We start from the raw sequence: 25,709 nt of genomic DNA on the forward strand, positions 1-25,709 counted from the left end.
GCCTCTCTGACGATTTCCTTGCGACTCTGCTACTGCAAAGTCCTATTGTCAGACACACTCTCTTGGGCAATCAATGCCGAAGTACATCAGGCGACTGAAGTCAACTAACTGATTAAAGGTCAAAAATTAACCTTGTTATTTAAGCATTAGCCATGCGGTTAAACAAGTGAAGCGGAGCAAATTTCACAAAAAAGTCAGCTGCAGCCAACTGGCATAAAACACACAGAAAAAGATAAGCTGGAATTATTTAAATAAACTCTTATGTTGCAGGGAAAGAGAACGGCCAATAGCTGCAAGCCAGCGCTGAAAGCGCCCCTTTCCATGCGGCTTGCTATTGGCAGTAGAATCTCTACTATCTGGGTTTAAACAAGGTTTTTGAGTGGCTGAATTCATGGCGAGCTCCTGTGGTGACCAAATGCATTTTGCCGCGGCGCCCACCGTAAAACCAACGATGATTTCTTACCATTAAAATAAGTACAGCTTATGGAACACTTAGATCACTTCAAGGGACTGCGCTGCCTGGAAGCGGCGGCGCGGCACAAGAGCTACACCCAAGCCGCAGAAGAGTTACATATCACCCAAGCGGCGGTCAGCCAACAGCTACGCTTGCTGGAGGCTCACCTGGGGATCAAACTCTTTATTCGCCGCGGTCGCAGCATGCAGCCCACCAGCCGTGCTCAGCAGTTGGCCGATACCCTGACGGCGGCATTCGGCTCCATCGGCTCCTGCTGGCAAGAGATACAATGCCAGGGGGTTCCAGGAGAGCTCAACATCACGACAACTCAGTCCTTTGCCTCCTTGATCCTGCTGCCGAATCTTGGGCTGTTCAATCGGCAGCATCCGGAAATCAAGGTCAGGGTCTGGGCCTCGAGTCAGCTGGAAGATCTCCAACACGCAGAGATGGATATCGGGATACGTTTTGGTGACATTGATGCGGGTGAGCTTTACTGTCGTCACCTGTTCGACGATGACACAGTACCCCTGTGTTCCAGCCAACTGGCACAGGAGCAAGCACTCACACATACCTCGCAACTGAGCCAATGCTGGCTTATCGATGCCGACGACAAGCCGGGACAGGATTGGCTGGCCTGGTTTGCGGCGGCAGGTATCACGCCGGATACCCAGGCGCTCAATTGGGTGCGGGTCGCCAATCTGGATATGGCACTGAGCACGGCGCTGTCAGGCCACGGGGTGTTTTTAGGCTCCCGCCTGATGGCCCAGCAATATATCCGCGCCGGTACGCTCACGGCGCCTCTGCCGCAAGTGCTACCGGGTGGGATCCGCTATCACCTCTTGTATCACGCCGCCTCACCCAAACTGGCCAGGATAAGACGGTTTGAAGACTGGTTGCTGGCCTTGATTGCTTCGCTCAAGACTCAGGCATCGGCCTGAGGCAGAGCCTCATCACCGCAGCCGCGCAGACGCTGAAAATAACTGCGGGTTTCTGCCAGCACCAGGTGGCGCAGACCTATAATGGCAATCAGATTGGGTATCGCCATCAAGCCATTGACTATGTCGGCGAGCAGCCAGATGAGATCCAGCGTGATAAAGGCGCCCGAGGCGATAAGTCCAAGAAAAACCCAGCGATAGAGCGGGATCCAGCGGCCCTTGGTGAGATAGCTCCAGCAGCGATCGCCATAATAGTTCCAGCCAAGAATAGTGGTAAAGGCGAAACACACCAGCGCCACAGTCACCAAATACTGGCCAATCAGCGGCGTAGTGGCACTGGAAAAAGCAGCACTGGTCATGCCGGCCCCGGCGGTATCGCCATTCCAGACACCGGTAAGAATAAGCACCAAGCCCGTCATGGTGCAGATGATGATGGTATCGAAGAAGGTGCCCGTCATACTCACCAGTCCCTGCTCAACCGGCTCCTTGGTTTTGGCGGCTGCCGCCGCTATCGGGGCACTGCCCAAACCCGACTCGTTGGAGAATACCCCACGAGCAATCCCGGTTTGAATCGCCAGGGCGATACCGGCCCCCAAAAAGCCACCGCCAGCCGCCACCGGATTGAAGGCGGAATGCAACACCAGCGCTATCGCATCCGGAATCGCCTCGCTGGCGCTCAGCAGCACCCAAAGACAGGCAACCACATAGCCTATAGCCATAGTGGGCACCAACTTTTGTGCCACAGCCGCAATCCGTTTAACACCCCCTAAGGTCACGGCAGCCACCAGCGAGGTCAGCACCACGGCCGTGCTCCAGGCTGGCACATCAAAGGCGATGGTCAGGGCTTCGGAAATCGCATTGACCTGGGCAAAAGTCCCGATACCGAAAAAAGCGACACCGACACCGAAAACCGCAAACAGCTTGGCCAGCCAGCCGAGCCCCAGGCCTTTTTCTATGTAGTACATGGGGCCACCGGCGATGTTACCGTGGCGATCTGTGGTGCGAAACTTAAGCGCCAATAGACACTCGGCATACTTGGTGGCCATGCCAAACAAGGCGGCAATCCACATCCAGAACAGGGCGCCGGGGCCACCGAGTTTGATGGCAGTAGCCACCCCGACAATATTGCCCGTGCCTATGGTGGCCGACAGTGCGGTACAGAGGGCGGCAAAAGAGGAGAGTTCCCCTTTGCCATTGGCGGGTTTGAACAGCAACTGCAGCGCCAGCGGCAGACGTAACAGTTGAATGAATCCCAGCCTGAAGCTCAGATAAATACCGGTTCCCACCAACAAGACTAAGGTGGCAGGTCCCCAGACAATAGCGTTTATCTGGGTAAGAAGTGCATGAAAATCCATAGATTCCTCAGTTATTAAACATCAAAATTAATAAACGGAGGAGGAAAAGAAATGGCTGCGAAACCGCGGCAGCAGAGGCCAAAAGCGAAAGATCACCAGAGGCAAGGCGGTGCAATCATCCTCTCCTCTGTCCTTTTGCCTGAGCGTTTCGCGCCGGCCTAAGCCGGCACTTTCGCCTTCGGCGCCGGGGCATGCCCGGTCTCTCCAGAGGCTCGTCCAGTAACAGTCCACGCCGTCAATGCTGACCAGCACCTGAAAGAGTACCTCCAACCGGGTTAACCGGTGGAAATTGCCTCGTCGGTGTGGGGGCGATTCCCCACTCTCCTGCTACCTTCATCCGAACGGATTGCCACGTTATTTGTGGCAGGTGGCACAGTTTGCGCCTAAATGGCCCCCGGCTCAAGGGCCAAAACCGACTCGCGCCCTGTTTGCTGCAAAAAATTTGACCTTGGCCTACACCCCGAGCGACCGAACCAGGTTCGGTTTACGCGGTAACAACAGCTGAAAGTCGAGTTCACCGATTGAAAAAACTTGTTATGCTGTAGCAGATTACTGCGGGTCACAGGAGTTCAGATGCAGAGCCAGGTGTTGCTGGAAGGGGTAAGCAAAGGATTTTTGGACGGCGATCGCCCCCACAGGGTGCTGGCAAATCTCAGCCTGGAGATAAAACCCGGCGAGACGGTGGCATTGACCGGTCCCAGCGGCAGCGGCAAGAGCACACTGCTGAATCTGATAGCCGGTTTTGAGCACCCGGATCAGGGCCGCATTCTGCTGGCAGGTCAAGACAGCAGCCGCTGGCAGGACAAACAGTGGAGCGCCTTTCGCCGCCGTCATCTGGGGGTGGTGTTCCAGCAATTCAACCTACTGACGCCGCTCAATGTTCGCGACAATATTCTTTTTCCCCTGTCGCTGCTCGGTGAAGGATGGCAAGCCTGGTGCGATCACCTGGTGCAGGCGCTGGGGCTGACGCCACTGTTGAACCGGGAAGTCGAAAGTCTCAGCGGTGGTCAACAGCAGAGAGTCGCCATTGCCCGCGCCCTGGCCCATAAGCCTGAATTGCTGCTGGCCGATGAACCGACAGGCAACCTTGATGCCGCCGCCGGTGATGAGGTGATGCAGCTTTTGTGCGCTCTCGCCGCCGATGCCGGCAGTGCCATTCTGATGGTCACCCACAGCGAAACGGCCGCCGCCTATATGCAGCGCCGCTGGCACCTGCAGCAAGGGCGCATTCATGAATGACACAGGGGCGCTGACCACAATCAAGTTGGCCTGGCAGGCCCTGAAAGTCACCCTGGCCCACTATCGCAAGGCGCCGCTGCAGGCCGGCGCCATACTGCTGGGGATAGTGTTGGCGGTGACTCTGCTGATTGGCGTCAAGGCTACCAACGACAACGCCATCAACAGCTACCGTGAGGCGGGCGAAGCCCTGGGACAACAGGCCAGCCTTTTTATCACCCCCAAGGCCCGCGGGGCCAGCCTCGATGAAGCACTCTATTTTCAACTGCGCCAAAGCGGCATCCAGGCACTGCCGGTGATCAGCGGCGTCCTTGACGACGCTCAGGGTCGCCAGTGGCAAGTGGAAGGCAGCGATATCATTGCCGCCCTCGGCACCTTCGAGCAAAGGGGCAATGGCCGCAACCATCTGCCCTTGAATAGACTGCTCGCCGGTGAGCCCATCATTGTCATGAGCGACAGCCTGCATCAGGGACTCAAGGCGCCGCCAACCCTGTCCCTCGGTGGACGCACGCTCGAAGTGCTGGCGCTCGCCGACTCACAGCAGCTCGGCAACCGCCTCTATCTGGATATCTCGCTGGCCCAGCAGCTATTAAAGCGCGAAGGCACCCTCAGCTATATCGCCCTCTTTGGCGAGCCGCTGAGGCTCAAAGAGCGGCTCAAGCAAAGCGGACTGCCGCTGGGTAAGCTGAATATCAGCGAGCAGGACAAGGGCGCCGCCCTGACAGCGCTCACCCGCAGTTTTCATTTGAATCTCAACGCCATGGGGATGTTGGCCTTCGTGGTGGGGCTGTTTATCGCCTACAACGGTGTACGCTACAGCCTGATGAAACGCCGCCGTTTGTTGCTCTTGTTGCTCAAGCAGGGCCTGGGACGACGTGCCCTGATGCTGGCGCTGCTGCTGGAGTTGTTGTTGCTGGTGTTCATTGGCTCGGCCAGTGGCTTTATTCTGGCGCTGCAGCTCAGCCAGTGGCTGCAGCCCATGGTGGCGCTGACCTTGGAGCAGCTCTATGGTGCGACTCTGCTGCCAGGGAATTGGCGCTGGCAATGGTTGGCCGAAGGCGCCGGTCTGACACTTATCGCCGCACTGCTGGCCTGCGTGCCCCTGTATCTTGAGCTGTGTCATCAGAGCCTGGCACAAAATACCCAGAGCCAATGGCATGCACACAGACACAGAAGCATGCACAAACGCCTGTTTCTCATTGGGGTTGCGCTGCTTGCCCTGACGGCGCTGCTTTATCCCTTGAGCCAAACCCACCAACACAGCCTGGGCTTGATGGGGCTCTTGACCCTGGCTATCCCGCTGCTGTTGCCGCAACTGTTGCAGTCTTTGCTCGGGCTATTGGCGCGGCTGTTTCCGTCCGGACTCAGCAAGTACGCCATCGCCGATACCCGAGAGCTGGTGGCACCGCTGGCGCTGGCCATGATGGCGCTGCTACTCGCCCTGTGTGCCAATATCGCCATGAATACCCTGGTAGGCAGCTTTGACAAGACCCTTAGAAGCTGGCTCGACACCCGCCTGCATGCCGAGCTTTATATCCGCCCGGGCGCCGGCAATATGGCGAAGCTGGAGCATTTTCTTGAGCAGCAAGCCCCCGGATTGGCTCATTTCTACCAATGGCAGGCACCCTTCTATGCCAAGGGGAGCGACAATGCGCTGGAGATAAACCTTATCAGCCGGGACGCCGACTCTATCGCGCGCACCACAGCGCTGAAAACCCCAGCCCAGGCTCAGGTGCAAGGAGCCCCAAACAAGCAACAGCAAGCACTGCAGACAGTGATCCAAGGCCAGGCTCTGGCTATCAGCGAGCCCTTGGCCCTGACGCTGGGGCTGGCGCCGGGCGACAAGCTCAGCCTCTGCCCGGATAAGGAATGTAAGACACCACTGACCCTGCCCATCAGCGCCATCTATTACGACTATGGCAATCCCAAGGGGGAGGTCCTGCTGGCGCAATCCCTCTGGCAAGGGCTTAAGCTGCCAACTGAAGCCGTTAGCCTGGCTGTGAGTGGCATAGCAACAAGTGCAGAAAGGGCCAAGGGGGCAGGACTCACAAGCATTGCCGCCCTAGAGCGCGCCCTCATTCAAGAGCTTGGACTCAGTCCGGTACAGGTCTACAGCCAGCAAAAAATTCGCGATGAGGCGATTCGGGTCTTCAACAAGACCTTCAGCATTACCCTGGTGCTCAACACCCTGACCTTACTGGTGGCCGCCGTGGGGCTTTTCAGTGCCGTGCTGATGCTGACCCAGTCCCGCCAGGCGAGCCTCGCCATGTTACGCTCGCTCGGGCTTACCCGTGGCCGGCTTTTGTCTATGTTGCTATTGCAGATGCTGCTGGTGGTGCTGCTCACCTGTCTGTTGGCCCTGCCCATGGGGGCGATTCTCGGTTACCTGCTTATCCATAAGGTGACGCTGCAGGCCTTCGGCTGGACCATAGCCATGCAGTGGGACTGGCTGGCCTATGGCCGGGTGGTGCTTTTGTCGCTGCTGTGCTGCATCCTGGCGGTGATAGTTCCCCTCTATTGGCAGAGCCGCCGCTCTCTGGTCTCCAGTCTGCAACAGGAGGTGCTCTAATGCGATTGATTACAATGCAGTGGCGTGCCGCAGCGCCCTTGTTAGCAGCTCTACTGCTGGGCGGCGCTGTGCTGAGTGGCTGCGATAAGGCTCATCAAGATCAGGCTCAGCAGCAAGACTCACGGGCCATGAGCCGGGTGATGGGTACAGCGAGCGAAGGTTATGCGAAAGTCGAGCCAGGCGCGGCGCTGCAGTTTCCGGAAGATCACCTGCCCCACCCCAGGTTTCGTCAGGAGTGGTGGTATCTGACCGCCAATCTGACCACGCAAAGCGGTGAACCCCTCGGGCTGCAATGGACTCAGTTTCGTATCGCCCTCTCCCCGTGTGAACCTGAATCCAGCTCTCCCTGGGCGACGAATCAGCTTTATATGGCCCACAGCGCACTGAGCTTTCAAAACAGTCACCAAAGCGCCGAGCGCTGGGCCAGGGGCGCGCTTGCCGCGCCCCAAGGCAAAGCTGCCCATCCCCAGGGAGCCCAGGACAAAACTCAGGCCGGAGCCATGGGCTTGCCGCTCAGGGTCTGGCTCGATAACTGGCGCTGGCAAAGTCAGGCGGCAAGCGGCCCCAATAGCGGGCTGTTTCCCGCCAGTTTACAGGTCAGCGAAGAGGACTTTGCCTTCGAGTTACAACTCGATAGCCAGGCCGAGCTGCAGATTCAGGGAGATAAGGGTTTCAGCCGTAAAAATGCCGCCGGCACTGTGGCCTCTTACTACTACAGCCAGCCTTTTATTCGGGTCAAAGGCAGAGTGCGCCACAAGGAGCAATGGCTGCAGATATCCGGCAATGCCTGGCTCGATAGGGAGTGGAGCTCAGAATTTCTCAGTCGCGGCCAACAGGGCTGGGACTGGTTCGCCTTGCGGCTCGATGACGGCTCGGCCCTGATGCTGTTTCAGCTCAGAGAGCAGGAAAACAAAGCCTTTTTCAGCGGCAAGCGCATGTATCCCGACGGCAGTGGCCACCTGCTGGCGCTCGATGATATCAGCCTCAGCGTCAAGGACTGGCAACAAACGGCCAGCGGTCGCTACCCTGTCGCCTGGCAACTGGAGCTGCCGGGAGAATCTCTGTCACTGACTCTGGAAGCCCTCAATCCCAATGCCGCCATGAACCTGTCTATCCCCTACTGGGAGGGGCCCATCACCATCAAGGGCACACAAACCGGCGTGGGTTATATGGAGCTGACCGGCTATTGAATAACCCACTTTAGGTAGTAAACAAGAACTATTCTCAAAATGGCGTTGCATTAATATTGCAAGAGTCAAGCGGCTAATCTGTTTAAATTTCAAACTTGGATTCAGATCACATTGAAAATGTTGATCCGGATCGCCAATCGCTTTCATTACCTCTCAAGAGGTATACCCACATTTTTAATGAGGTCTAGACTTTGATTCAGTTCCGGTGACTCGGCCCATGCCGTGCCAGTCGCCCTTACCTGTCGAGGTGAGCCTCAATGAAGCAACAAACAGAGATGGAATACCATGTCACCAGTCTGGTGGTGCATGCCGCTCCGGGAACCCTGGAGGCGGTGACCACTGCCATCCAGGCCCTTGAAGGCGCCGAAGTCCACGCCAGCAGCCCAGAAGGCAAATTGGTAGTCACCCTCGAAGGCGAAAGCCAGGGCGAGATCCTGGATAACGTCGAAGCAATCAACCGTCTGCCCGGGATACTGTCCAGCAGTCTTATCTATCATCAGGTCGATTCTGAGCCTGTCAGTCAAACAAAAGAAATAAAGAGTGAGGAAACACCATGAGCATAAGCCGCCGCGAGTTTCTTAAAGCCAACGCCGCCGTTGCCGCCGCCACGGCCGTTGGAGTCACTCTGCCAGTGAAAGTCGTCGAAGCCGCTGAGCAGAAAGACAATATCAAATGGGACAAGGCCCCCTGCCGATTCTGCGGTGTCGGCTGCTCTGTGCTGGTAGGCACAAAAGAGGGCAAGGTCGTCGCCACCAAGGGCGATCCTGAGAGCCCGGTCAATAAGGGCCTGAACTGCATCAAGGGCTACTTCCTGTCGAAAATCATGTACGGAAAAGACCGTCTGACCACTCCACTGCTGCGGATGAAAGACGGCCAGTATGCCAAAGACGGTGAGTTCACCCCCGTGAGCTGGGATAAGGCCTTCGATGTGATGGCAGAAAAGTGGAAGCACTCGCTCAACACCAAGGGCCCGACTTCTGTGGGCATGTTCGGCTCAGGCCAGTGGACCATCTGGGAAGGCTACGCCGCCTCCAAGCTGCATAAGGCAGGTTTCCGCACCAACAATATCGACCCCAATGCCCGCCACTGTATGGCCTCGGCCGTGGTCGGCTTTATGCGTACCTTTGGTATCGATGAACCCATGGGCTGTTATGACGACCTGGAAGCCGCCGATCACTTTGTGCTCTGGGGCGCCAACATGGCCGAGATGCACCCCATCCTCTGGGCCCGCCTGTCGGATCGCCGTCTGAGCCACCCCGACGGTAAGGTGCATGTACTGTCTACCTTCGAGAACCGCTCGTTCGATTTGGCCGACAACCCGATAGTGTTCAAGCCTCAGTCCGACCTGGTTATCCTCAACTATATCGCCAACTACATCATCCAAAATGGCGCGGTCAACAAGGACTTCGTCAACAAGCACACCAAGTTTGCTCTGGGTGTGGATGACATAGGTTATGGCCTGCGTCCGGATCATCCGCTGGAGAAAAAAGCCAAGAACCCAGGTAACGGCAAGTTCAGCGATATCAGCTTCGATGAGTACGCCAAGTTTGTCAGCCGCTACACACTGGAATACGCCAGCGAGATGAGCGGCGTGGAGAAAGAGCGCCTGCTGGAGCTGGCCAAGGCCTATGCCGATCCCAAGGTCAAGGTAATGAGCCTGTGGACCATGGGTATCAACCAACACGTGCGTGGGGTTTGGGCCAACAACATGCTCTATAACCTGCACCTGTTGACCGGCAAGATTGCCACTCCGGGTAACAGCCCCTTCTCTCTCACAGGCCAGCCCTCTGCCTGTGGTACCGCCCGTGAAGTCGGCACCTTTGCCCACCGTCTGCCCGCCGATATGGTAGTCAACAACGACAAGCATCGCGCCATCACAGAAAAGGCCTGGCAGCTGCCTGAAGGCACTATTCCGCCCAAGCCTGGTTTCCATGCCGTGTTGCAGAGCCGGATGCTGAAAGACGGCAAGCTCAACTGTTACTGGACCATGTGTACCAACAATATGCAGGCCGGCCCCAATATCAACGATGAAATCTATCCCGGTTTCCGTAACCCGGAAAACTTTATCGTGGTGTCAGATCCATACCCAACAGTCACCGCCATGGCGGCCGACCTGATCCTGCCTACCGCCATGTGGGTCGAGAAAGAAGGTGCCTATGGTAACGCCGAGCGCCGCACCCATATGTGGCACCAGCAGGTGAAAGCCCCTGAAGGCGCCAAGTCGGATCTGTGGCAGCTGATGGAGTTCGCCAAGCGCTTCAAGGTAGAGGAAGTCTGGCCCGCTGAGTTGATTGCCAAGAAACCTGAATACGCCGGCAAGAACCTCTATGAAGTGCTGTTCGCCAATGGAGTGATCAACAAGTTCCCCACCAGCGACTGTCAGGCCGAGCTCAACGATGAATCTGAACACTTCGGCTTCTATGTGCAGAAGGGGATCTTCGAAGAATACGCCGCCTTCGGTCGCGGCCATGGTCACGATCTGGCTCAGTTCGACCGCTACCACGAAACCCGTGGTCTGCGTTGGCCGGTAGTGGATGGCAAGGAAACCCTGCGCCGCTTCGTTGAAGGTTCTGACCCTTACGTTAAACCGGGTTCAGGCTATCAGTTCTACGGTAAGCCGGATGGCAAAGCGGTGATCTTCGCCCTGCCCTACGAACCGGCCGCCGAGGAGCCCAACAGCGAATACGATCTGTGGATGAGTACAGGCCGGGTGCTGGAGCACTGGCACACAGGTTCAATGACCGCCAGAGTACCCGAGTTGTACCGCGCCTATCCGGATGCGCAGATCTTCATGCATCCTGATGATGCCAAGAGCCGTGGCCTCAAGCGTGGTGATGAAGTCATCGTCGCCTCGCCTCGTGGCGAAGTGAAGACCCGGGTTGAAACCAAGGGCCGTAACAAGCCGCCCAAAGGTGTGGTGTTCATGCCCTTCTTCGATGCCCGTCAATTGGTCAACAAGCTGGTACTGGACGCCACCGACCCGCTGTCCAAAGAGACAGACTACAAGAAGTGTCCGGTCAAAGTGATGAAGGCGTGAGGCGGCAGTAATGGGTGACAAACGCAATAGCGTCAATAACATCAATCGTCGCCAGTTTCTGGCGACCACGGCCAAAGCAGGCTGTGTGATGGGGTTGGCCGGGCTGGGGATATCAGCGCTGGCCAAGTCCCAGTCGCTGGCGCCCCAGGCGATACGTCCCCCTGGCGCCCTCGTCGAGGACGCCTTTCTCTCGGCCTGTGTTCGCTGTGGCCTCTGTGTCGAGGCTTGTCCCTATGACACTCTGAAACTGGCGCGTTGGTTTGAAGGGGCTGCCACAGGCACGCCCTTCTTCAGCGCCCGCAGTATCCCCTGCGAGATGTGCGAGGACATTCCCTGTACCCGCGCCTGTCCCAGTGGGGCACTGGATACCGGCCTCGAGAAAATCGAGGATGCCAGAATGGGCACAGCCGTACTAATAGATGAGAAAAACTGCCTTAACTTCAAAGGCCTGAGATGTGATGTCTGCTACCGCGTCTGCCCGCTCATCGATGAGGCCATCACCCTTGAGCGTGCCCGCAATGAGCGCAGTGGCCACCACGCCATGTTTATTCCTACCGTGCATGCCGATATCTGTACCGGCTGCGGCAAGTGTGAACATGCCTGCGTTTTGGAAGAGGCGGCGATCAAGGTGCTGCCGCAGAAGCTCGCCAGCGGCAAGACCGCCGAGCACGACACTTACATAGACACGGAAAAGACCACCCTGGAGATGCTCAATCAAGGGCTGCCCGGACTGGGTAACGGAGGGGCAATATGAGTCGAAAAAAAAGCTCAGACGCCTTTGCCGCCGATGCCATCGCCACCCTGGGTTGGTGGAAGGCACACAGGTTCCTGCTACTCAGACGCTTGTCACAACTGAGCGTTTTGCTGCTGTTTGCCATAGGGCCACTGTTTGGCCTCTGGCTACTGAAAGGCAACCTGTCGGCCAGCCTGCTACTGGACACAGTGCCGCTGGCCGATCCGCTGGTGACGCTGCAGAGCCTGGCCAGTGGCCATCTGCCGGAGCTGAGCCTGCTGCTCGGCGCCGCCATTGTCGCCCTGGGTTATGGCCTGCTGGGTGGACGGGTGTTCTGCAGCTGGGTCTGCCCGGTCAACATGGTGACAGATACGGCCGCCTGGCTCAGACGCAAGTTGGGCCTGCCCAGATTGCCCGAGCTGCCAAGGTCGCTGCGCTACTATCTGCTGGTATTGGTGTTGCTCTTGCCCCCACTAACCGGCCTGTTGGCCTGGGAGTGGCTCAACCCGGTTCCCGTGGCCTACCGGGCCTTGTTGTTCGGTGGCTTCAGCGGCCTGTGGCTGCTACTGGCGATACTGCTGCTGGATCTGTTCGTCAGCGAGCGCGCCTGGTGCAGCCACCTGTGCCCCAGTGGTGCCCTCTACAGCCTGCTGGGCAAGCTGCGACTGGTCAATATCGAGGCGGTAAGAGCCAACGACTGCAACAACTGCATGGACTGTTTTACCGTGTGTCCCGAACGGCAGGTGCTCAAACCCGCCCTCAAGGGAAGCAACCCAACGATAACCAGTACCGATTGCACCCTCTGCGGCCGCTGTATCGATGTCTGTGCCAAGAAGGTCTTTGAGTTTGATACGCCATTAACCCGGCTCTCACCCAAGGGTGAAGCCAAAGACAAATCCAACAAAATAGATTGCAACCGAATTGCCACCAAGGCGGAGAACAAGCAATGAAAAAAACACTCAGCGCAGCCGCGATGCTGCTGGCACTCAGCGCCTGCTCAGGACAGCAGGCAGAAACGGCTCAGCCGGTTAACGTCAGTTCTCTTGGCGGTGGCGATGCAGAGATTAGCTCTGTACGCCCGGCCGATGCCATGCCTTCCTATCCAATGCGTGGCAACGCCATAGAGCGTAACTACGCCGAGCAGCCGCCACTCATTCCTCACAAGGCCGACTATCCCATCAGCCTGAAGAAAAACAGCTGCATGAACTGCCATGACTGGAACAAGGCCAAGCGCATGAAGGCAACGCCTGTGGCCAAGTCCCATGTTATCGACGACAAGGGCACCCTCAATGGACAGAACTATTTCTGTACCCAGTGCCATGTACCTCAGGCCGATAACAAGCAGCCGCTGGTGGACAATAACTTCAGCACTGGCGCTGCCAACTGATAGCGAGAAAAACCGGGTCGCTGCTTCCTGGAGGCGCCCCAGTTTCAAGGTACAGCCCCAAAGGGATTGGGGCTTGCCTGCCCTTTCCAGCCCTTCACTTTGATGCCTCAGTTTTTCTGAAAAATGGCAATCCGTCGCTCATCGACAAAACATAAGTTCAAAGCAAACGTCTCACAGAGCCAGTCCAATGTTGCACGATGGAAGAAACTGCAATGGGTAGGATCCCGGGTATAGTGCCAGTCATAAAACTGGGCTTCACTCTGCCAGCGGTCAGTCATTATGCCTAAATAGCCCCCGGGAACCAGACGTGCCAGCAGCGCGCTTATCTCGGCTGCCGGCCAGTGCAAGTGCTCGAAACACTCGCTGGAGAGAATAAAGTCATACTGCGCCTGCAATGGATTGGGGAAAAACAGCGGGTCGAAATCGTCACACGCTATCCCTTCCCTGGCCAGGAGTTTTGATAGTGTCGGCCCAGGGCCACAGCCAAAGTCCAGTCCCTGCATGCCCGGGCGCAGAAAGGTCATCGCCGGCGTCAACAGGCGTTGCAAAAAGCCCACATAGCCGGGATCGTCAATGCTGTTCTCGTGGGTATCGTAAAACTGCTGCTCCTCATTCAAGGGCAGAAAATGCGCAGGGTCGAGAAAGATGATCCGACACTCTGGGCAGAGAAAATAACGTCTGGCAACCCTGGCGGGAACTGTCTGTTTAGGCTGGGTGTTGGCACACAAGGGACATGGATTCATCGATGACTCGGTTCACTTTAACGGCTTTGGTTTAACGACTTTGGTTTAACAGCCTTGGCCTAAAGGCTTTAACTCAGAGCCTTAACTCATAGCTCTAACTCAGAGCTTTGGCTCAGTGCCTGGCTCATTACTTTGACTCGGCGATTGGCTATCGGACTGGAGCTTTCATACTTTCCCGCAACGGTCGCCGCCAAAAACTGCGCTTACTCTAACAAACCCCACCCCCGGCTCCTAGAGCTTAATCGGCAAGACGCAACAACCACTGTTCCCAAGATTCAGGCAAAAGTCGTAGAGTTTCCCCCCAAAGCTGCCGCGGGCTTTCGTCCTGGCGACTTTTCGGCATGCCATAAAATCATCCCTGATGGCGCCACTCTGGCATCCCAGCCTCTCTCGTAAGCCTGTCACTACGCGCCCAAGAGGGGCTCAGCGTCCTACGGATGATTCCCGGCGAACATACTGTCAAACATGCACGCGACCTTAGGTTTACACTCCACAAAATCACCACAACCATATGATAGATAATGTTTTTTAATAAAATCTGTTATAGAAAATAAGTTTGGGCATTATCCGTTGCGCAAATCCTGTAAGATGTGGGCATCGCGCATGGTGCTGTATCTGATAGGTTTTTGGCAAAATGGGTTACATGACCATGCGTGTCTACTGAATTGAATAAAAGGGGAATTGTCCGAATTTCCATGGAAATAATTGTCACACAGTTTAGATACAGGAACTTTTTTGAATATTCATGAAGAATCTTATTACATTGTTTACCCAGACTATGAATTTGATGAATATAAAACTGACTTAATCCCAACATCATATACTGCCAATACTAACTGGGATTTTGAAAAGCTAAATGTGGAGTCGGAAACCCTCTCTTTTGTATCAAAAAATGATAACTTAAATTTCCTAATGGAAGATTACGCCTTGGCGTTTAGTGTTCCAAACTTCATAGTGACATCAAAACTTAAAGAGCTTATTGAATCAGGTCTTTATGGTAGCCAGTTTGTCCCAGCAATTATTCAGGACAAGCAAAACAACTCAGTTAAAGGGCTGTGGGCACTCAATACATTTAAGACGTTAAATTGTATTGATCTGAATAGAAGTAAATTCTACATGCCAGGTAATGGCTCGACTAACATTGATGGATTTACGATTCATGCAGATATGGATAACTATCACTTCCGTGAAGATGTTTTAGATGCAATACCAGAAGCTGAGCGATTGATTTTCCAAGTTGCGGATACATCATTGGGGGAAATATTCATCCATCAAAAAGTGGTTGATATATTTAAAGAACATAATGTAAAAGGAATAAATTTCTTTAAAGTCAGTGAATTCGTGGATGGTGAACAATATTAGGGAAGATGCGAATAAGTCCTCGTGGCCTTCTCTTTTGTAGAGAGTGGCTTACCATTCCTGGCTATTGCTCGTAGCCAGTCGCTACAAGACACTCGCCGCTCCCGAGGGCATGGTTCGGTAGAATGGAACGGTAGAAATGGGGCGGTATCCACTCGCCCCTTTCCAAACCTCCGCCCCCCAGCACTCAGTGACGTAGCGGCCCTGACCTATGGTTAAGGGTTAGGCACAATTGAACTTGTGTAAAGCTCCCTTCAAGTTAACCCCACTACTCATTGGGTAACAGCGGCATCATCTGTGCGCCATAACGGCTCCCAGCTACTGCTGTGATGGGAAACGCCTCTTCGATGGCCGCCAGCTCGTCTCGGCCCAGAGTCAGAGCGCAAGCCTGAATATTATCCTCAAGATAACGCCGCCGTTTGGTGCCAAACAGAGGGATCAGATGCTCATTGCGGCTGAGCAGCCATGCCAGCGCCAACTGTGACGAACTGCAACCTCGGCTTTCAGCCAGTGCCTTGATGGCATCCACCAGCGCCAGATTACGTTCAAAGTTCTCCCCCTGAAATCTGGGATGAGATCGCCTGAAATCATCGGCAGCAAGGTCGTCTATGCTGCGAATAGCACCACTGAGAAAGCCTCTCCCCAGAGGGCTGTAGGCAACAAAACCTATTCCCAGCTCTTGGCAAAGCGGCAATACCTTGCTTTCAGGATCCCGGCTCCAGAGAGAATATTCGCTCTGCACCGCTGTAATGGGATGCACCTTGTGGGCGCGGCGCAGCCTGTCGCTGTCCACTTCACTCAAGCCCAGATAGCGCACCTTGCCCTGCTGCACCAACTCGGCCATGGCACCGACAGTTTCCTCTATCGGTACCTCGGGATCCATTCTGTGCTGGTAATAGAGATCGATATAATCTGTCCCCAACCGCTTGAGGCTGGCTTCCACAGAGCGGCGGACATACTCGGGGCGACCGTTGACGCCGCGCTTGTGCACATCTGCTTCATCCCTGACTATGCCAAATTTACTGGCAAGAAAGATCTGCTGCCTACGGCCTTTGAGCGCTTGAGCCAACAGTTCTTCATTGCGAAAAGGTCCGTAAACATCGGCGGTATCCCAAAAGTTGACGCCGCGCTCCAGCGCCAGATCCAGCGTTGCCAAGGACTCTGCATCACTGGCCGGACCGTAAAACTCGCTCATGCCCATGCATCCCAGCGCCAGCGCCGATACTTCCGGTCCCTTGCTACCCAGTTTTCGTGTTTTCATCTGTTACCTCCATTGAACAGCCAACAGCATCTTTGTTTTTACCTTTGGGATAAATAACGCTATAACAGCCAGTGTATTCCAAAATTACGAACAATCATGGATAGACTGCAAACCCTGAATATCTTTCGCCGGGTCGCCGAGACGCGAAGTTTCACCAAGGCCGCCAATTTACTCAATCTACCACGCTCGACCGTAACCCAGGCGGTGCAGCGGTTGGAGCAGCAACTCAAGGTACAGTTGCTGGTACGCACCACACGACAGGTCAGGTTGACCGAGCAGGGCGAACAGGTGTTGGATAAGGCCTCGGCGTTGCTGGCAGACTGGGACGATCTTCAGGGCCTATTTGCCAAAGAAAGCTGCCCGGCGGGGCTACTTAGGATCAACATGCCCGCCAGACTCGCCCGATTGCTTATCTTGCCGGCCTTACCGGAATTTCATCAATGTTATCCGGACATAGAGCTGGAGCTTGGCGTTTCGGATCCGCGCATAGATATCATAGGTGAAGGGGTCGATCTGGCACTGCGGGCCGGCACACTGGAGGACAGCAACCTTATTGCCAGAAGTTTGGGAAGCTTTGAGATAGTCACGCTGGCAAGCCCGGATTATCTGGCGCGCTTCGGAGTTCCGCAAACACCTTCGAAACTCAGTAACCACAAGATGGTGGGCTATCTGTTGCCCGCAAGTGGTCGTATCGAGCCGCTGGAGTTCAGGCAAGAGGGGAAATACCATCAATACACCTTGCCCCAAAGCATAAGAACCAATGGCACAGATGCCTATATTGCCGCCGGATTGGCAGGCTTTGGTCTTATCCAGGTACCCACTTATGGTATAGCGCCACATTTGCAAAGTGGCGCTCTGGTGCCAGTGTTACAGCAGTATCCGCCGCAAGCCATGCCACTGTCGCTTATCTATCCACGCAAACGCCACCCCAGCCACAGACTGAAGCTGTTTATCGACTGGCTGGTGCAACGCTTCGGTGACAAGTTACCACATGAGGCCGACTCGGTACCGCTAACCTGGGACAACTGATTTGCCTCAGTTCAGCTAAACCGCACTCAGACTCGAGTAACGACCGGCTTGCCGGGCAACAGGCTATTTCCCGGGGGCTTTTCCCGCTTCCAGCAAAGGCAAGCCGGCCTCGGTTGGAATATAGATACGCTCGCCCTTGCCTTCCTGCAGCCCCTTGATCCACACGTAACGCAGGTAGGCTTCATTGCCCTTGAGTGACTCGCCGATAATCTTGTTGGCCTCGGCAGCCGCCTTGGCGCGCTCGATATCGGCCTGCCCTTCGGCCTTGGCTCTGGCGATCATTGCCCGTCCTTCCGCTTCAGCCAGGGTGACTTTGGCCTTGGCCTGCATCAGGGCCGCCTGTTCCCGAGCCTTGGCTTCCTCAATCAGGATCTGCTTGCTCCACTCTGCTTCCTTCAAAGCGGCGATGCCGTCCAGCTCCAGCTTATAGACCTTGTATTTAGGCCAGGCCCAAAAGGCCAGTAAGATCAGTAGTATGGCAACGGCTGTCATCAGAGCCAGGCTGCCGAGGGCTACGGCTTGTTTGTTTTGGTACATGGGCGCTCCTGCCACTTGAGATTATGCGGCATTTTAAAACATGGAGCGCTGTGGCACCACTTGGCTTTTCCCAATAAAAAACCGCACCCCAAAGGCGCGGTTTTTGCCTGAAGCAGCTGGGCTATTCGGCGGCCAAACGCTCCAGCACATACGTCAGCACACCGCCGGCACGGTAGTAGGCAACCTCCATGCCGGTATCCAGGCGGCTGAGCAGCGCTATGGTTTTGGACTCTCCATTGGGATAATGGATCTGCGCCTGCAGCTTCTGGTTTGGCTTAAGCTCGCCATCCAAGCCGAGAATATCCACTGTCTCATCTCCAGTCAGGCCCAGAGTCTGACGGGTTTCCCCGGGCAGAAACTGCAATGGCAGCACGCCCATACCCACCAAGTTGGAGCGGTGAATACGCTCAAAGCTCTCCACTATGACCGCCTTGACCCCGAGCAGCAGCGTACCCTTGGCGGCCCAGTCACGGCTGGAACCTGTACCATATTCTTTACCGGCAATAACCACACTCGCCTGCTTTCTGGCGCGATAGGCCATGGCAGCGTCATAGATAAAGCGCACCTCAGATTCGCCCTGCATCCGGGTAACACCGCCTTCATGACCGGGCACCATCTCATTGCGGATACGGATATTACCGAAGGTACCGCGCATCATCACCTCGTGATTCCCGCGGCGTGAACCGTAGGAGTTGAAGTCCTTGTCAGCTACACCATGACCGCGCAGATAATCGGCTGCCGGACTGTTTTTGGGGATCACCCCGGCCGGGGAGATATGATCTGTGGTGACAGAGTCTCCCAATAGCGCCAGAATCGCGGCCCCCTTAATGTCATCCGCATTACCGCCGTATTCGGCTTCGAAGAAGGGCGGTAACTGAATATAGGTGGAGGCGGGATCGAAGGCATAGGTTTTGTCCGAGCCCGAGTCGATAGCGCGCCAGGCATCATCGCCATGAAACACATCGGCATACTGCTGCTGGAACAGGCTGCGACTCACCTTGCCCATTACGGCGGCTATCTCGGCATTGCTAGGCCAAATGTCTTTAAGGAAAACCGCTTTACCATCGCGGCCTTTGCCTATGGGATCGCGACTGAGATCGATACGACTGGTTCCCGCCAACGCATAGGCTACCACCAGAGGAGGCGAGCAAAGCCAGTTGGACTCCACCAAGGGGTGGATCCGCCCTTCGAAGTTACGGTTACCGGAAAGCACTGAACCCACATGGATCTTCTGTTCGCTGACCGCCTTGGTGACCGCCTCCGGCAAGGGGCCCGAGTTACCTATACAGGTAGTGCAACCATAACCTACCAGGTTAAAGCCCAGGCTATCGAGCGCCGTTTGCAATCCGGCCTGTTGCAGATACTGAGTCACCACCTTGGAGCCTGGGGCCAACGAAGTCTTGACCCAGGGCTTGCGCTCCAACCCCAGCTCCACCGCCTTTTGTGCCAGCAACCCGGCTGCCAGCATCACCGCCGGGTTGGAAGTATTGGTACAACTGGTAATGGCGGCAATCACCAGATCGCCATGGTGCATGGCAAGCTCGCTGCCTTCGAGTACAAACGCCTGCTCAAGCTCGCTGCGCCCCGAGAGACGAATGGCATCTTCGGCCGCCTGCTTGAGCTGACTGACGGCGACTCTGTCCTGGGGCCGCTTGGGCCCGGCCAGGCTGGGTTCAACACTGGCAAGATCCAGGCTCAGGGTATCGGCAAACTCGGGGGCGCTATCGCCAGTCTCTCGCCACAGCCCTTGCGCCTTGGTGTAAGCCTCCACCAAAGCAACCGTCTGTTCATCTCGGCCACTGAGGCGCAGATACTCCAGTGTCTGCGCATCCACCGGGAAGAAGCCACAGGTTGCACCATATTCCGGTGCCATATTGGCAATGGTGGCTCGGTCGGCCAGCGGCAGCTGATCCAGGCCATCACCATAGAATTCGACAAATTTACCCACTACCCCCTGGCGGCGCAGCATCTCCACGACTCTGAGCACCAGGTCGGTGGCAGTAATGCCTTCACTGAGCTGCCCCTTGAGCTCGAACCCCACCACATCCGGGATCTGCATTGAGATGGGTTGCCCCAACATGGCCGCTTCGGCTTCGATACCCCCGACACCCCAGCCAAGTACCCCCAAGGCGTTGATCATAGTGGTGTGGCTGTCAGTGCCCACCAGTGTATCTGGATAGACCCAAGTGGCTCCTTCTTCGCCAAGCCCCTGCCAGACACCTTTGGCCAGATACTCGAGGTTTACCTGATGGCAAATACCGGTACCCGGTGGCACCACGGAGAAGTTATCGAAGGCGCCCTGGCCCCACTTAAGAAATTGATAACGCTCGAAGTTGCGCTGCATCTCAATCGCCACATTGTCCCGATAGGCATCCGGATTGGCGAACTTGTCGATGCTGACCGAGTGGTCAATCACCAGATCCACCTTGGACAGTGGATTGATCTTTTGCGGATCACGCCCTTTGGCCACCAGCGCCGCCCGCATGGCGGCCAGGTCGACTATCGCAGGGACGCCGGTAAAATCCTGCATTAATACCCGCGCCGGATGGTAGGCGATCTCCTGCTGGCTGCCGCGGCCGCGGCCCTTGGCAAGCGCCTGCAGATCGTCGATATCACAGTGGTCGGTATCCAGATGCCGCAGAATGTTTTCCAGCAGCACCTTGCAACTCTTGGGTAATGCGGCAACCTCGGCAATTTCCGCCAAGGGCCCTTCATTGAGGCTGTAGTATTGGAATGAGGTGTTTTTGACGGTCAAGGTGCGTTGCGCCTTGGCTTGATATTTGACTTTGGACATCACTTCTCTCCCTACGTTGAGGTACGCCATTCCGTGCAGAAGCTGGCTCACCGAGCGAGAATGAAAAGGTATGGAGGCAAGTAGGACAATGGAAAGTTCATCGGGATAAATCGACATTGGCCTGCGCCGTACAAGCACCTTTTCAACACGCCTCAGGGAAGCTTGTTGGAAAATCCACCTTCTATCGGGAATGGTATTAATCCTTGTCGTTCCAACGACCAGCTTAAAGTATGCTCAAATAAGGTACAAGGGCACCTGAGGCTGTCGAAGGATTTTTAAGTGTAATCTCAGTCACTTTGCGTTAGCTTAGGAGCAGGCACAAGCTGGGAGCGATACAGATGAAGAAACACAAGAATGAAGCGGCTCTGTTGAAACTGGCGTTGGAGATAGGTTTGGGATACTCGCTCAAGCGTGGCTTTGCCCCGCTTGGGGACAAGGTGCCGGAGAAAGAGAAAGTCGAGTGCGTCTATCGTCTCTTGGTGCAGGATAAACTGATAGGGCCATTGCCATCGGATAAGGAAGATGGCCCCAATATGAAACATAGGTTGGTAATGTGGATCAGCGGCAAGTTGCCCAAGGAGCATCCACTGCTACAGTAGCCGCAGCACTCAGGACTGCGGCGGTTCGATTCGGTTACGGCCATTGAGCTTGGCCTGATACAGGCGCTCATCGGCCTGACGATACACCTGGCGCAGCTCAGGTTTTAGCCTGGAGCTCGGCTCTGGTGACAAGGCTATGCCAATACTGACGCTTAGGCCCTGTGCTGTGGCCAAGTCCAGGGGCAGAGACTCAGCCGCCGCTCTGACAGACTCCGCCTGCCTCTGCGCCTCGGCCATGTCCGCTACCGGCAGCAAGAGACAAAACTCTTCACCGCCGACGCGAAAAACATGCTCAGGGGATGGCACAAACTCCTGCAGTAGCCGCGCCAACTGCTGCAACACCCTGTCGCCGGCATCATGGCCCAAATTGTCGTTAATCTGCTTGAAATGATCGACATCCACCAGCAAGAGTGCCAAACGCCCCGTTATCTGTTGCTGCAGTAGATTGAATACCGGTTCCAGATGCAAGCGGTTGTAGACAGAGGTCAGTGGATCCAGCGCCGCCATCAGTTGCAAACGTTCAACCATTTCGGCCCGCTTGCTCTCAAACACATGACTCATGATCCACAAAGTAGACAGACACAGACCCACATTGATAAATAGGGAAAAATGCAGCTCCGACTCCAGCATAACCAGCCGTAGCAGCAATAAACTCATACCACCAAAGATAAATACCGCGTTGAAACCCACGCCCCAACGTTTCCCCAGCAGCAGATAAGAAAGCAGCGGAAAGATAAATAACCAGCTATAGAGAATTGAGCTCAAGCGCGCCTGCCAAATTCCCAGCAGCACGATGAAAAAGAGCAAAGACAGAAAGCATAACGACCACTCTTTCAGCCTGGAGGTTGTGGGCAAACGGTAGAGCAACAACAGACAGAAACCGGCCATGGCCAGTTCCATCAAAGACAGTAATGGCAACCCCATATACCAGTTAAAGCCACTGAACAGTACCCCGAGGCAAAAAATAGTCCATGCGCTGACTTTGAGCGCAACCCGACGGTACTCGGATTCGTCCGTCCATATCTGGCTGAGATCCACAAGCTTCCCCTTGAATTAATCAGGCAAATACTAACCCAAAGGGCCAACAGGGCAAAACAAAGGAAGAGGTATTGGCGGGATAAAAGAAACCCGGCACGGGCCGGGTAACTTTAGACTGCTTTGGCTTTTTTGTGGAACATCAGCTTCCAAAAACTCTGGGACTTGGCTTTGGCAGGCTTGGCCTTGTGTTCCTGAGTTTCAGTGGCGGTTTGCCACAGAGAGCTGACCCACAAACCTTGATAGGCTTTCATCGATTTTTCCTCTTTACTTGGGACGCTGATCAAATTAACGCCGCCATGACTATTAGTAAAATGAATTAATTCCATAGCGAGAATTCCAAATAAGCATGAACGTACCTATCAAGACCTTACACTGCTTTCTGACCCTGGTGGAAACCGGCAACTTTACCCGCGCCGCCGAGCAGCTGTACCTGACTCAGCCGACATTGAGCAAGATGATCCAACGTCTGGAGGAATCCCTGGATCAACAGCTCTTGATCCGCAGCAATCAGAAGGTAGAGCTCACTCAGGCCGGAGAGATATTCCATGCCAGCGCCTGCCAGATAATAGGTCAATGGCACAGAATGGAGCAGGACTTGAGTAACTTGAGTGGTCTCAAATCCGGCCACCTGCGCCTCGGGGTCTGCCCCATGATGAGCAGTCTGACCATAGATCTGTTAACCGAGTTTCGCCGCACCTATCCGGCGGTCGAGTTGCAGATGCATGAATACGGTGGTTTTGGTTGCGAGCAGGCACTGCTGGCCGACACTCTGGACATCGCCTTCACGGCGCTGCCGGCCACCCATGGAGAGCAGCTATCTTCATCGCCGCTGCAGGGTTATCCGCTGAAGGTCTGCCTGCCGGTAGGTCACCCACTGACCAGCAAGCAGGCGATAGAATGGCGGGATCTGGCCGAGTATCCTTTCATTCTCTACAACGAGGACTTTTCACTGGCAAAATTATTGACCCGCCTGAGCCGCGAAGCCGGGGTCACGTTGAATATCGCTTTTCGCAGTGGTCAATGGGACTTTCTCGGCGCCATGGTACAGGCCGGAATGGGGCTGGCGCTACTGCCGGAGCCCATCTGCGACAAGCTCGGCGAGCAAACCCTCAGCTATCGGCCCATGGCGAGTGAAATCACCTGGCAGCTGGGGCTGATTTGGCGTAATAACCTACCCTTGACCCCGGCCGCCGAGGCCTTGGTTGCCCTCAGCCAAAAGGGCTTGTGAGCAGGCAAGCTATCAGCTTGCCTGTTCCTCATCGGTTGGGATCACCAGCACATTGCTGCGCACGCGCCGCAAGATCTGCTCGGCGGTATTGCCTATCACCCGTCCCATCAAGCCCTGGCGCTGACGAGCACCTATCACCAGATAGTCGCTCTTGAGCCTGCAGGACAACTGATACAGACAAAGATCCGGATCGCCGGCAATGATATGGATCTGCTCTTTGGGAAGCCCGGTCTGGTCCAGCATGGCCTGATGCTTACGCCAGGCCGACTTGACCATTTCATGCAGGTTGAGCACCTCGAGATCGCGGATCACCTTGGGTACCCGGATGATATGCGCCAGATGCAACTTGGCACCGCTGGCCTCGGCCAACTGGCGACCATGTTGCAACACCAGTTGGTTGAGGCGCTGTTTTTGCTGGCTTCTGGCATCGAGATCCACCGCCATCAGAATACTTGACGCCTTCTTGATCGGATTGTCACTGAGCAGCATCAAGGGCACCTTGGTACTGCGAATAAGATGCCAGTCGGTCGGCAGAAAGTGCTCGCTCTGGTGAACTGTCTTGACCACCATATCAAAACCATAGCGGCCGGCATGGTTGCTGACATGCTCGTAGAGATACTTGCTCCAGATGATATGCAGCGGTACATCTTCGGCATCCAACTCCTTGAGATGAGCCGACACCTCGGCTTGCTTCTCCTTCATCAGCCGCTGCTGGGCGGCCCCGGCAAGCCGTGGGCTATAATAATCATCACCGGAAAAATATTCGTAGCAATAAGCAAATACCTGTGGTTGCTTACCTAGTAGTTCCGCTACTTCCAGTCCCTTGGCAATCGCATCAGTGTTAGCCTCTTCATGTTGTTCGATGATAAAAAGCTTACCCATTTGTTTTCTCCGGATTTTTCTGGTAATCGGCTATTTTTTAGACTCTAATCTGATGCAGAATAAACCATACTGATCCCGATCAACAATTGCACCTATGGGGGATACTCAATGTCGATAGATAGCCTGTTGATCGCCTTGTTCCTGATCTTGCTGTTCTCCCGGGTGCTGGGAGAGTGCTGTAACCGTATCGGTTGGCCGCCGGTGGTGGGGGAAATAGGTGCAGGCTTGTTGCTGGGCCCTTCAGTGCTCGGCTGGCTGGAACCGACCCAGGTGCTGGCAAATATCGCCGAACTCGGGGTGATACTGCTGCTGTTTTCCATCGGCGCCGAAACCTCGATAAAACGCCTCTACAGCGCCGGGCGCCAGGTGGCAGCGGTGGCCATTATCGGCATAGTGGTGCCGCTGCTGCTCACCGGCCTGGCCGCCTTTTACTGGCTGGAGCTGTCGCTGTTTGCCGCCCTCTTCTACGGCTGTACCCTGACGGCTACCAGCATAGGCATCTCCCTCAGGGTGCTAAGCGACAGTGGCCAGCAACAATCCAGTGCCGGTCATTTGATCCTGGGAGCGGCGGTATTCGACGATATTGCCGGGGTAATACTGCTCAGTTTGCTGTTCAACTTTGCCAGTGAAGGCCAACTGGCACCGCTGGCAATTATCAAACTCTGTGGCTTACTGCTGCTGTTTCTGCTGCTGGCGCCGCCTCTTGGCAGAATGCTGGTCTATCTGCTGCGGGTATTCAGCTACCAGTCCCAGACACCCGGCTATGAAGCCGTGGTTATGCTGACACTGATCTGCCTGTTTGCCTGGCTGGCGCACCTTTTCGGCGCTCCGGCACTGCTCGGCGGTTTTGCCGCCGGTTTGGCGCTATCAAGGCAGTTTATCTGGCCCTGGCAGAAGTATCTGCAAAACCCCTTCCCCTTTACCCACAAGCTGGAAAAATCGATGCAACCGCTGACCGATGTGTTCGCGCCTGTGTTTTTTGTCTATGTGGGGATAAGCCTCGACTTGAGCCAGTTGAACCTCAGCCCCTACAGCTTGTTACTCTTGCTGGCGATGATACTGCTGGCATTTATCGGCAAGCTGGCCGCCGGTTTGGTGGTTAGCGGCACTTGGCGGCAAAAGCTGATAGTCGGCAGTGCCATGGTGCCTAGAGGTGAAGTCGGTTTGGTCTTTGCAGAAGTGGGGCGGCAGTTGGATATCATTCCGGCCAAGGTATTTACCGAATTGGTGTTGGTGATAGCCATCACTACCCTGCTCGGCCCCTTACTGCTCAGACGCCTGTTGCCCAAGGAGGGCGAAGCATAAAAAGCCGCGCCATATGAGGAGCGGCATTTTATGCTTCC

General features: G+C 55.5%; 23 protein-coding genes and 1 riboswitch. Of the genes, 14 read left to right on the plus strand and 9 right to left on the minus strand.

Annotated elements, in window-relative coordinates; all coding sequences use genetic code 11:
• Positions 1–243: 243 nt before the first annotated feature.
• On the minus strand, positions 244–393 hold the full coding sequence (locus tag ACSHSR_RS17540; RefSeq protein WP_157823005.1) for a hypothetical protein: 150 nt from the start codon (positions 391–393) through the stop codon (positions 244–246).
• A gap of 90 nt (positions 394–483) precedes the next feature.
• Between ACSHSR_RS17540 and ACSHSR_RS17545 the strand changes: the two genes are divergently transcribed.
• Positions 484–1,392 carry a LysR substrate-binding domain-containing protein gene (locus ACSHSR_RS17545; RefSeq protein WP_117199918.1) on the plus strand — a complete coding sequence of 303 codons (909 nt, stop codon included), beginning with the start codon at positions 484–486 and terminating at the stop codon, positions 1,390–1,392.
• Here the strand turns inward: ACSHSR_RS17545 and ACSHSR_RS17550 are convergent.
• Positions 1,377–2,744 carry an alanine/glycine:cation symporter family protein gene (locus ACSHSR_RS17550; protein WP_208185042.1) on the minus strand — a complete coding sequence of 456 codons (1,368 nt, stop codon included), beginning with the start codon at positions 2,742–2,744 and terminating at the stop codon, positions 1,377–1,379. The two genes, ACSHSR_RS17545 and ACSHSR_RS17550, sit on opposite strands and share 16 nt — an antisense overlap.
• Positions 2,745–2,861: 117 nt before the next feature.
• A riboswitch (glycine riboswitch) is annotated at positions 2,862–2,962 on the minus strand.
• A 355-nt stretch (positions 2,963–3,317) separates the two neighbouring features.
• Here ACSHSR_RS17550 and ACSHSR_RS17555 point away from each other — a divergent pair.
• From ACSHSR_RS17555 to ACSHSR_RS17590, 8 genes are all read left to right on the plus strand, one after another.
• Positions 3,318–3,983 (plus strand): ABC transporter ATP-binding protein, encoded by a 666-nt coding sequence (locus ACSHSR_RS17555; protein ID WP_144227152.1) that lies wholly within the window; start codon positions 3,318–3,320, stop codon positions 3,981–3,983.
• The gene (locus ACSHSR_RS17560; RefSeq protein ID WP_479630996.1) at positions 3,976–6,549 is read left to right on the plus strand and encodes an FtsX-like permease family protein; all 2,574 of its coding nucleotides are present in this window, start codon (positions 3,976–3,978) and stop codon (positions 6,547–6,549) included. Before ACSHSR_RS17555 ends, ACSHSR_RS17560 begins: the two co-directional genes overlap by 8 nt.
• A complete protein-coding gene (locus tag ACSHSR_RS17565; protein ID WP_479630997.1) occupies positions 6,549–7,739 on the plus strand; it encodes a lipocalin-like domain-containing protein in 1,191 nt (396 codons plus the stop codon). Before ACSHSR_RS17560 ends, ACSHSR_RS17565 begins: the two co-directional genes overlap by 1 nt.
• Before the next feature lie 257 nt (positions 7,740–7,996).
• The gene (locus ACSHSR_RS17570) at positions 7,997–8,296 is read left to right on the plus strand and encodes a chaperone NapD (RefSeq protein ID WP_025889977.1); all 300 of its coding nucleotides are present in this window, start codon (positions 7,997–7,999) and stop codon (positions 8,294–8,296) included.
• On the plus strand, positions 8,293–10,776 hold the full coding sequence (napA, locus tag ACSHSR_RS17575; protein ID WP_479630998.1) for a nitrate reductase catalytic subunit NapA: 2,484 nt from the start codon (positions 8,293–8,295) through the stop codon (positions 10,774–10,776). The genes ACSHSR_RS17570 and napA overlap by 4 nt, the downstream gene beginning before the upstream one ends.
• Positions 10,777–10,786: 10 nt before the next feature.
• Positions 10,787–11,530 (plus strand): ferredoxin-type protein NapG, encoded by a 744-nt coding sequence (gene napG / locus ACSHSR_RS17580; protein WP_208166204.1) that lies wholly within the window; start codon positions 10,787–10,789, stop codon positions 11,528–11,530.
• Positions 11,527–12,459 (plus strand): quinol dehydrogenase ferredoxin subunit NapH, encoded by a 933-nt coding sequence (gene napH / locus ACSHSR_RS17585; protein WP_037474093.1) that lies wholly within the window; start codon positions 11,527–11,529, stop codon positions 12,457–12,459. Before napG ends, napH begins: the two co-directional genes overlap by 4 nt.
• Positions 12,456–12,896, plus strand: a complete 441-nt coding sequence (locus ACSHSR_RS17590; RefSeq protein ID WP_144215853.1) for a nitrate reductase cytochrome c-type subunit — start codon at positions 12,456–12,458, stop codon at positions 12,894–12,896. The genes napH and ACSHSR_RS17590 overlap by 4 nt, the downstream gene beginning before the upstream one ends.
• A gap of 107 nt (positions 12,897–13,003) precedes the next feature.
• Here the strand turns inward: ACSHSR_RS17590 and ACSHSR_RS17595 are convergent, their stop codons facing one another.
• The gene (locus tag ACSHSR_RS17595; RefSeq protein ID WP_479630999.1) at positions 13,004–13,639 is read right to left on the minus strand and encodes a class I SAM-dependent methyltransferase; all 636 of its coding nucleotides are present in this window, start codon (positions 13,637–13,639) and stop codon (positions 13,004–13,006) included.
• 735 nt (positions 13,640–14,374) lie between these two features.
• Between ACSHSR_RS17595 and ACSHSR_RS17600 the strand changes: the two genes are divergently transcribed.
• Positions 14,375–15,001, plus strand: coding sequence for an imm11 family protein (locus ACSHSR_RS17600; protein WP_479631000.1), 627 nt, complete (start codon positions 14,375–14,377; stop codon positions 14,999–15,001).
• Positions 15,002–15,266: 265 nt separating this feature from the next.
• Here the strand turns inward: ACSHSR_RS17600 and ACSHSR_RS17605 are convergent, their stop codons facing one another.
• Positions 15,267–16,259: an aldo/keto reductase gene (locus ACSHSR_RS17605; RefSeq protein ID WP_221060189.1), complete on the minus strand. Its 993-nt coding sequence runs from the start codon at positions 16,257–16,259 to the stop codon at positions 15,267–15,269.
• 96 nt (positions 16,260–16,355) lie between these two features.
• Here ACSHSR_RS17605 and ACSHSR_RS17610 point away from each other — a divergent pair, with 96 nt between their 5' ends.
• Positions 16,356–17,288, plus strand: a complete 933-nt coding sequence (locus tag ACSHSR_RS17610; protein WP_093982328.1) for a LysR family transcriptional regulator — start codon at positions 16,356–16,358, stop codon at positions 17,286–17,288.
• A 63-nt stretch (positions 17,289–17,351) separates the two neighbouring features.
• Here the strand turns inward: ACSHSR_RS17610 and ACSHSR_RS17615 are convergent, their stop codons facing one another.
• The gene (locus ACSHSR_RS17615) at positions 17,352–17,825 is read right to left on the minus strand and encodes an SPFH domain-containing protein (RefSeq protein ID WP_025889971.1); all 474 of its coding nucleotides are present in this window, start codon (positions 17,823–17,825) and stop codon (positions 17,352–17,354) included.
• A gap of 121 nt (positions 17,826–17,946) precedes the next feature.
• The gene (gene acnA, locus ACSHSR_RS17620) at positions 17,947–20,619 is read right to left on the minus strand and encodes an aconitate hydratase AcnA (RefSeq protein ID WP_221060193.1); all 2,673 of its coding nucleotides are present in this window, start codon (positions 20,617–20,619) and stop codon (positions 17,947–17,949) included.
• 338 nt (positions 20,620–20,957) lie between these two features.
• Here acnA and ACSHSR_RS17625 point away from each other — a divergent pair, with 338 nt between their 5' ends.
• Complete coding sequence (locus ACSHSR_RS17625) at positions 20,958–21,218, plus strand: DUF5062 family protein (RefSeq protein WP_025008966.1); 261 nt, start codon at positions 20,958–20,960, stop codon at positions 21,216–21,218.
• Positions 21,219–21,227: 9 nt separating this feature from the next.
• Here the strand turns inward: ACSHSR_RS17625 and ACSHSR_RS17630 are convergent, their stop codons facing one another.
• Both ACSHSR_RS17630 and ACSHSR_RS17635 read right to left on the minus strand, forming a co-directional pair.
• Complete coding sequence (locus ACSHSR_RS17630) at positions 21,228–22,256, minus strand: GGDEF domain-containing protein (RefSeq protein ID WP_107005055.1); 1,029 nt, start codon at positions 22,254–22,256, stop codon at positions 21,228–21,230.
• 110 nt (positions 22,257–22,366) lie between these two features.
• On the minus strand, positions 22,367–22,507 hold the full coding sequence (locus ACSHSR_RS17635; RefSeq protein ID WP_156018842.1) for a hypothetical protein: 141 nt from the start codon (positions 22,505–22,507) through the stop codon (positions 22,367–22,369).
• A gap of 95 nt (positions 22,508–22,602) precedes the next feature.
• Here ACSHSR_RS17635 and ACSHSR_RS17640 point away from each other — a divergent pair, with 95 nt between their 5' ends.
• Positions 22,603–23,484: a LysR family transcriptional regulator gene (locus ACSHSR_RS17640; protein WP_025890103.1), complete on the plus strand. Its 882-nt coding sequence runs from the start codon at positions 22,603–22,605 to the stop codon at positions 23,482–23,484.
• A gap of 12 nt (positions 23,485–23,496) precedes the next feature.
• On the opposite strand, the gene ACSHSR_RS17645 is transcribed toward ACSHSR_RS17640, so the two are convergent.
• Positions 23,497–24,366 carry a universal stress protein gene (locus ACSHSR_RS17645; RefSeq protein ID WP_144166229.1) on the minus strand — a complete coding sequence of 290 codons (870 nt, stop codon included), beginning with the start codon at positions 24,364–24,366 and terminating at the stop codon, positions 23,497–23,499.
• Between the two features lie 108 nt (positions 24,367–24,474).
• On the opposite strand from ACSHSR_RS17645, the gene ACSHSR_RS17650 reads away from it, so the two are divergent.
• Entirely contained in the window at positions 24,475–25,671 is a 1,197-nt protein-coding gene (locus ACSHSR_RS17650) for a cation:proton antiporter (protein WP_044735132.1), read from the plus strand.
• Positions 25,672–25,709: the final 38 nt, after the last annotated feature.

Source organism: Shewanella sp. VK101, assembly GCF_056497865.1.

What these genes read in the sequence shown, in the direction of transcription:
- ACSHSR_RS17640 (WP_025890103.1), top strand. Translation starts at nt 22,603, where the DNA reads ATGAACGTACCTATCAAGACCTTACACTGCTTTCTGACCCTGGTGGAA.
- ACSHSR_RS17635 (WP_156018842.1), bottom strand. Translation starts at nt 22,507, where the DNA reads ATGAAAGCCTATCAAGGTTTGTGGGTCAGCTCTCTGTGGCAAACCGCC.
- ACSHSR_RS17540 (WP_157823005.1), bottom strand. Translation starts at nt 393, where the DNA reads ATGAATTCAGCCACTCAAAAACCTTGTTTAAACCCAGATAGTAGAGAT.
- ACSHSR_RS17550 (WP_208185042.1), bottom strand. Translation starts at nt 2,744, where the DNA reads ATGGATTTTCATGCACTTCTTACCCAGATAAACGCTATTGTCTGGGGA.
- napG (WP_208166204.1), top strand. Translation starts at nt 10,787, where the DNA reads ATGGGTGACAAACGCAATAGCGTCAATAACATCAATCGTCGCCAGTTT.
- acnA (WP_221060193.1), bottom strand. Translation starts at nt 20,619, where the DNA reads ATGTCCAAAGTCAAATATCAAGCCAAGGCGCAACGCACCTTGACCGTC.
- ACSHSR_RS17595 (WP_479630999.1), bottom strand. Translation starts at nt 13,639, where the DNA reads ATGAATCCATGTCCCTTGTGTGCCAACACCCAGCCTAAACAGACAGTT.
- ACSHSR_RS17625 (WP_025008966.1), top strand. Translation starts at nt 20,958, where the DNA reads ATGAAGAAACACAAGAATGAAGCGGCTCTGTTGAAACTGGCGTTGGAG.
- napH (WP_037474093.1), top strand. Translation starts at nt 11,527, where the DNA reads ATGAGTCGAAAAAAAAGCTCAGACGCCTTTGCCGCCGATGCCATCGCC.
- ACSHSR_RS17560 (WP_479630996.1), top strand. Translation starts at nt 3,976, where the DNA reads ATGAATGACACAGGGGCGCTGACCACAATCAAGTTGGCCTGGCAGGCC.
- ACSHSR_RS17590 (WP_144215853.1), top strand. Translation starts at nt 12,456, where the DNA reads ATGAAAAAAACACTCAGCGCAGCCGCGATGCTGCTGGCACTCAGCGCC.
- ACSHSR_RS17650 (WP_044735132.1), top strand. Translation starts at nt 24,475, where the DNA reads ATGTCGATAGATAGCCTGTTGATCGCCTTGTTCCTGATCTTGCTGTTC.
- ACSHSR_RS17570 (WP_025889977.1), top strand. Translation starts at nt 7,997, where the DNA reads ATGAAGCAACAAACAGAGATGGAATACCATGTCACCAGTCTGGTGGTG.
- ACSHSR_RS17565 (WP_479630997.1), top strand. Translation starts at nt 6,549, where the DNA reads ATGCGATTGATTACAATGCAGTGGCGTGCCGCAGCGCCCTTGTTAGCA.
- ACSHSR_RS17615 (WP_025889971.1), bottom strand. Translation starts at nt 17,825, where the DNA reads ATGTACCAAAACAAACAAGCCGTAGCCCTCGGCAGCCTGGCTCTGATG.
- ACSHSR_RS17545 (WP_117199918.1), top strand. Translation starts at nt 484, where the DNA reads ATGGAACACTTAGATCACTTCAAGGGACTGCGCTGCCTGGAAGCGGCG.
- ACSHSR_RS17605 (WP_221060189.1), bottom strand. Translation starts at nt 16,259, where the DNA reads ATGAAAACACGAAAACTGGGTAGCAAGGGACCGGAAGTATCGGCGCTG.
- napA (WP_479630998.1), top strand. Translation starts at nt 8,293, where the DNA reads ATGAGCATAAGCCGCCGCGAGTTTCTTAAAGCCAACGCCGCCGTTGCC.
- ACSHSR_RS17645 (WP_144166229.1), bottom strand. Translation starts at nt 24,366, where the DNA reads ATGGGTAAGCTTTTTATCATCGAACAACATGAAGAGGCTAACACTGAT.
- ACSHSR_RS17555 (WP_144227152.1), top strand. Translation starts at nt 3,318, where the DNA reads ATGCAGAGCCAGGTGTTGCTGGAAGGGGTAAGCAAAGGATTTTTGGAC.
- ACSHSR_RS17610 (WP_093982328.1), top strand. Translation starts at nt 16,356, where the DNA reads ATGGATAGACTGCAAACCCTGAATATCTTTCGCCGGGTCGCCGAGACG.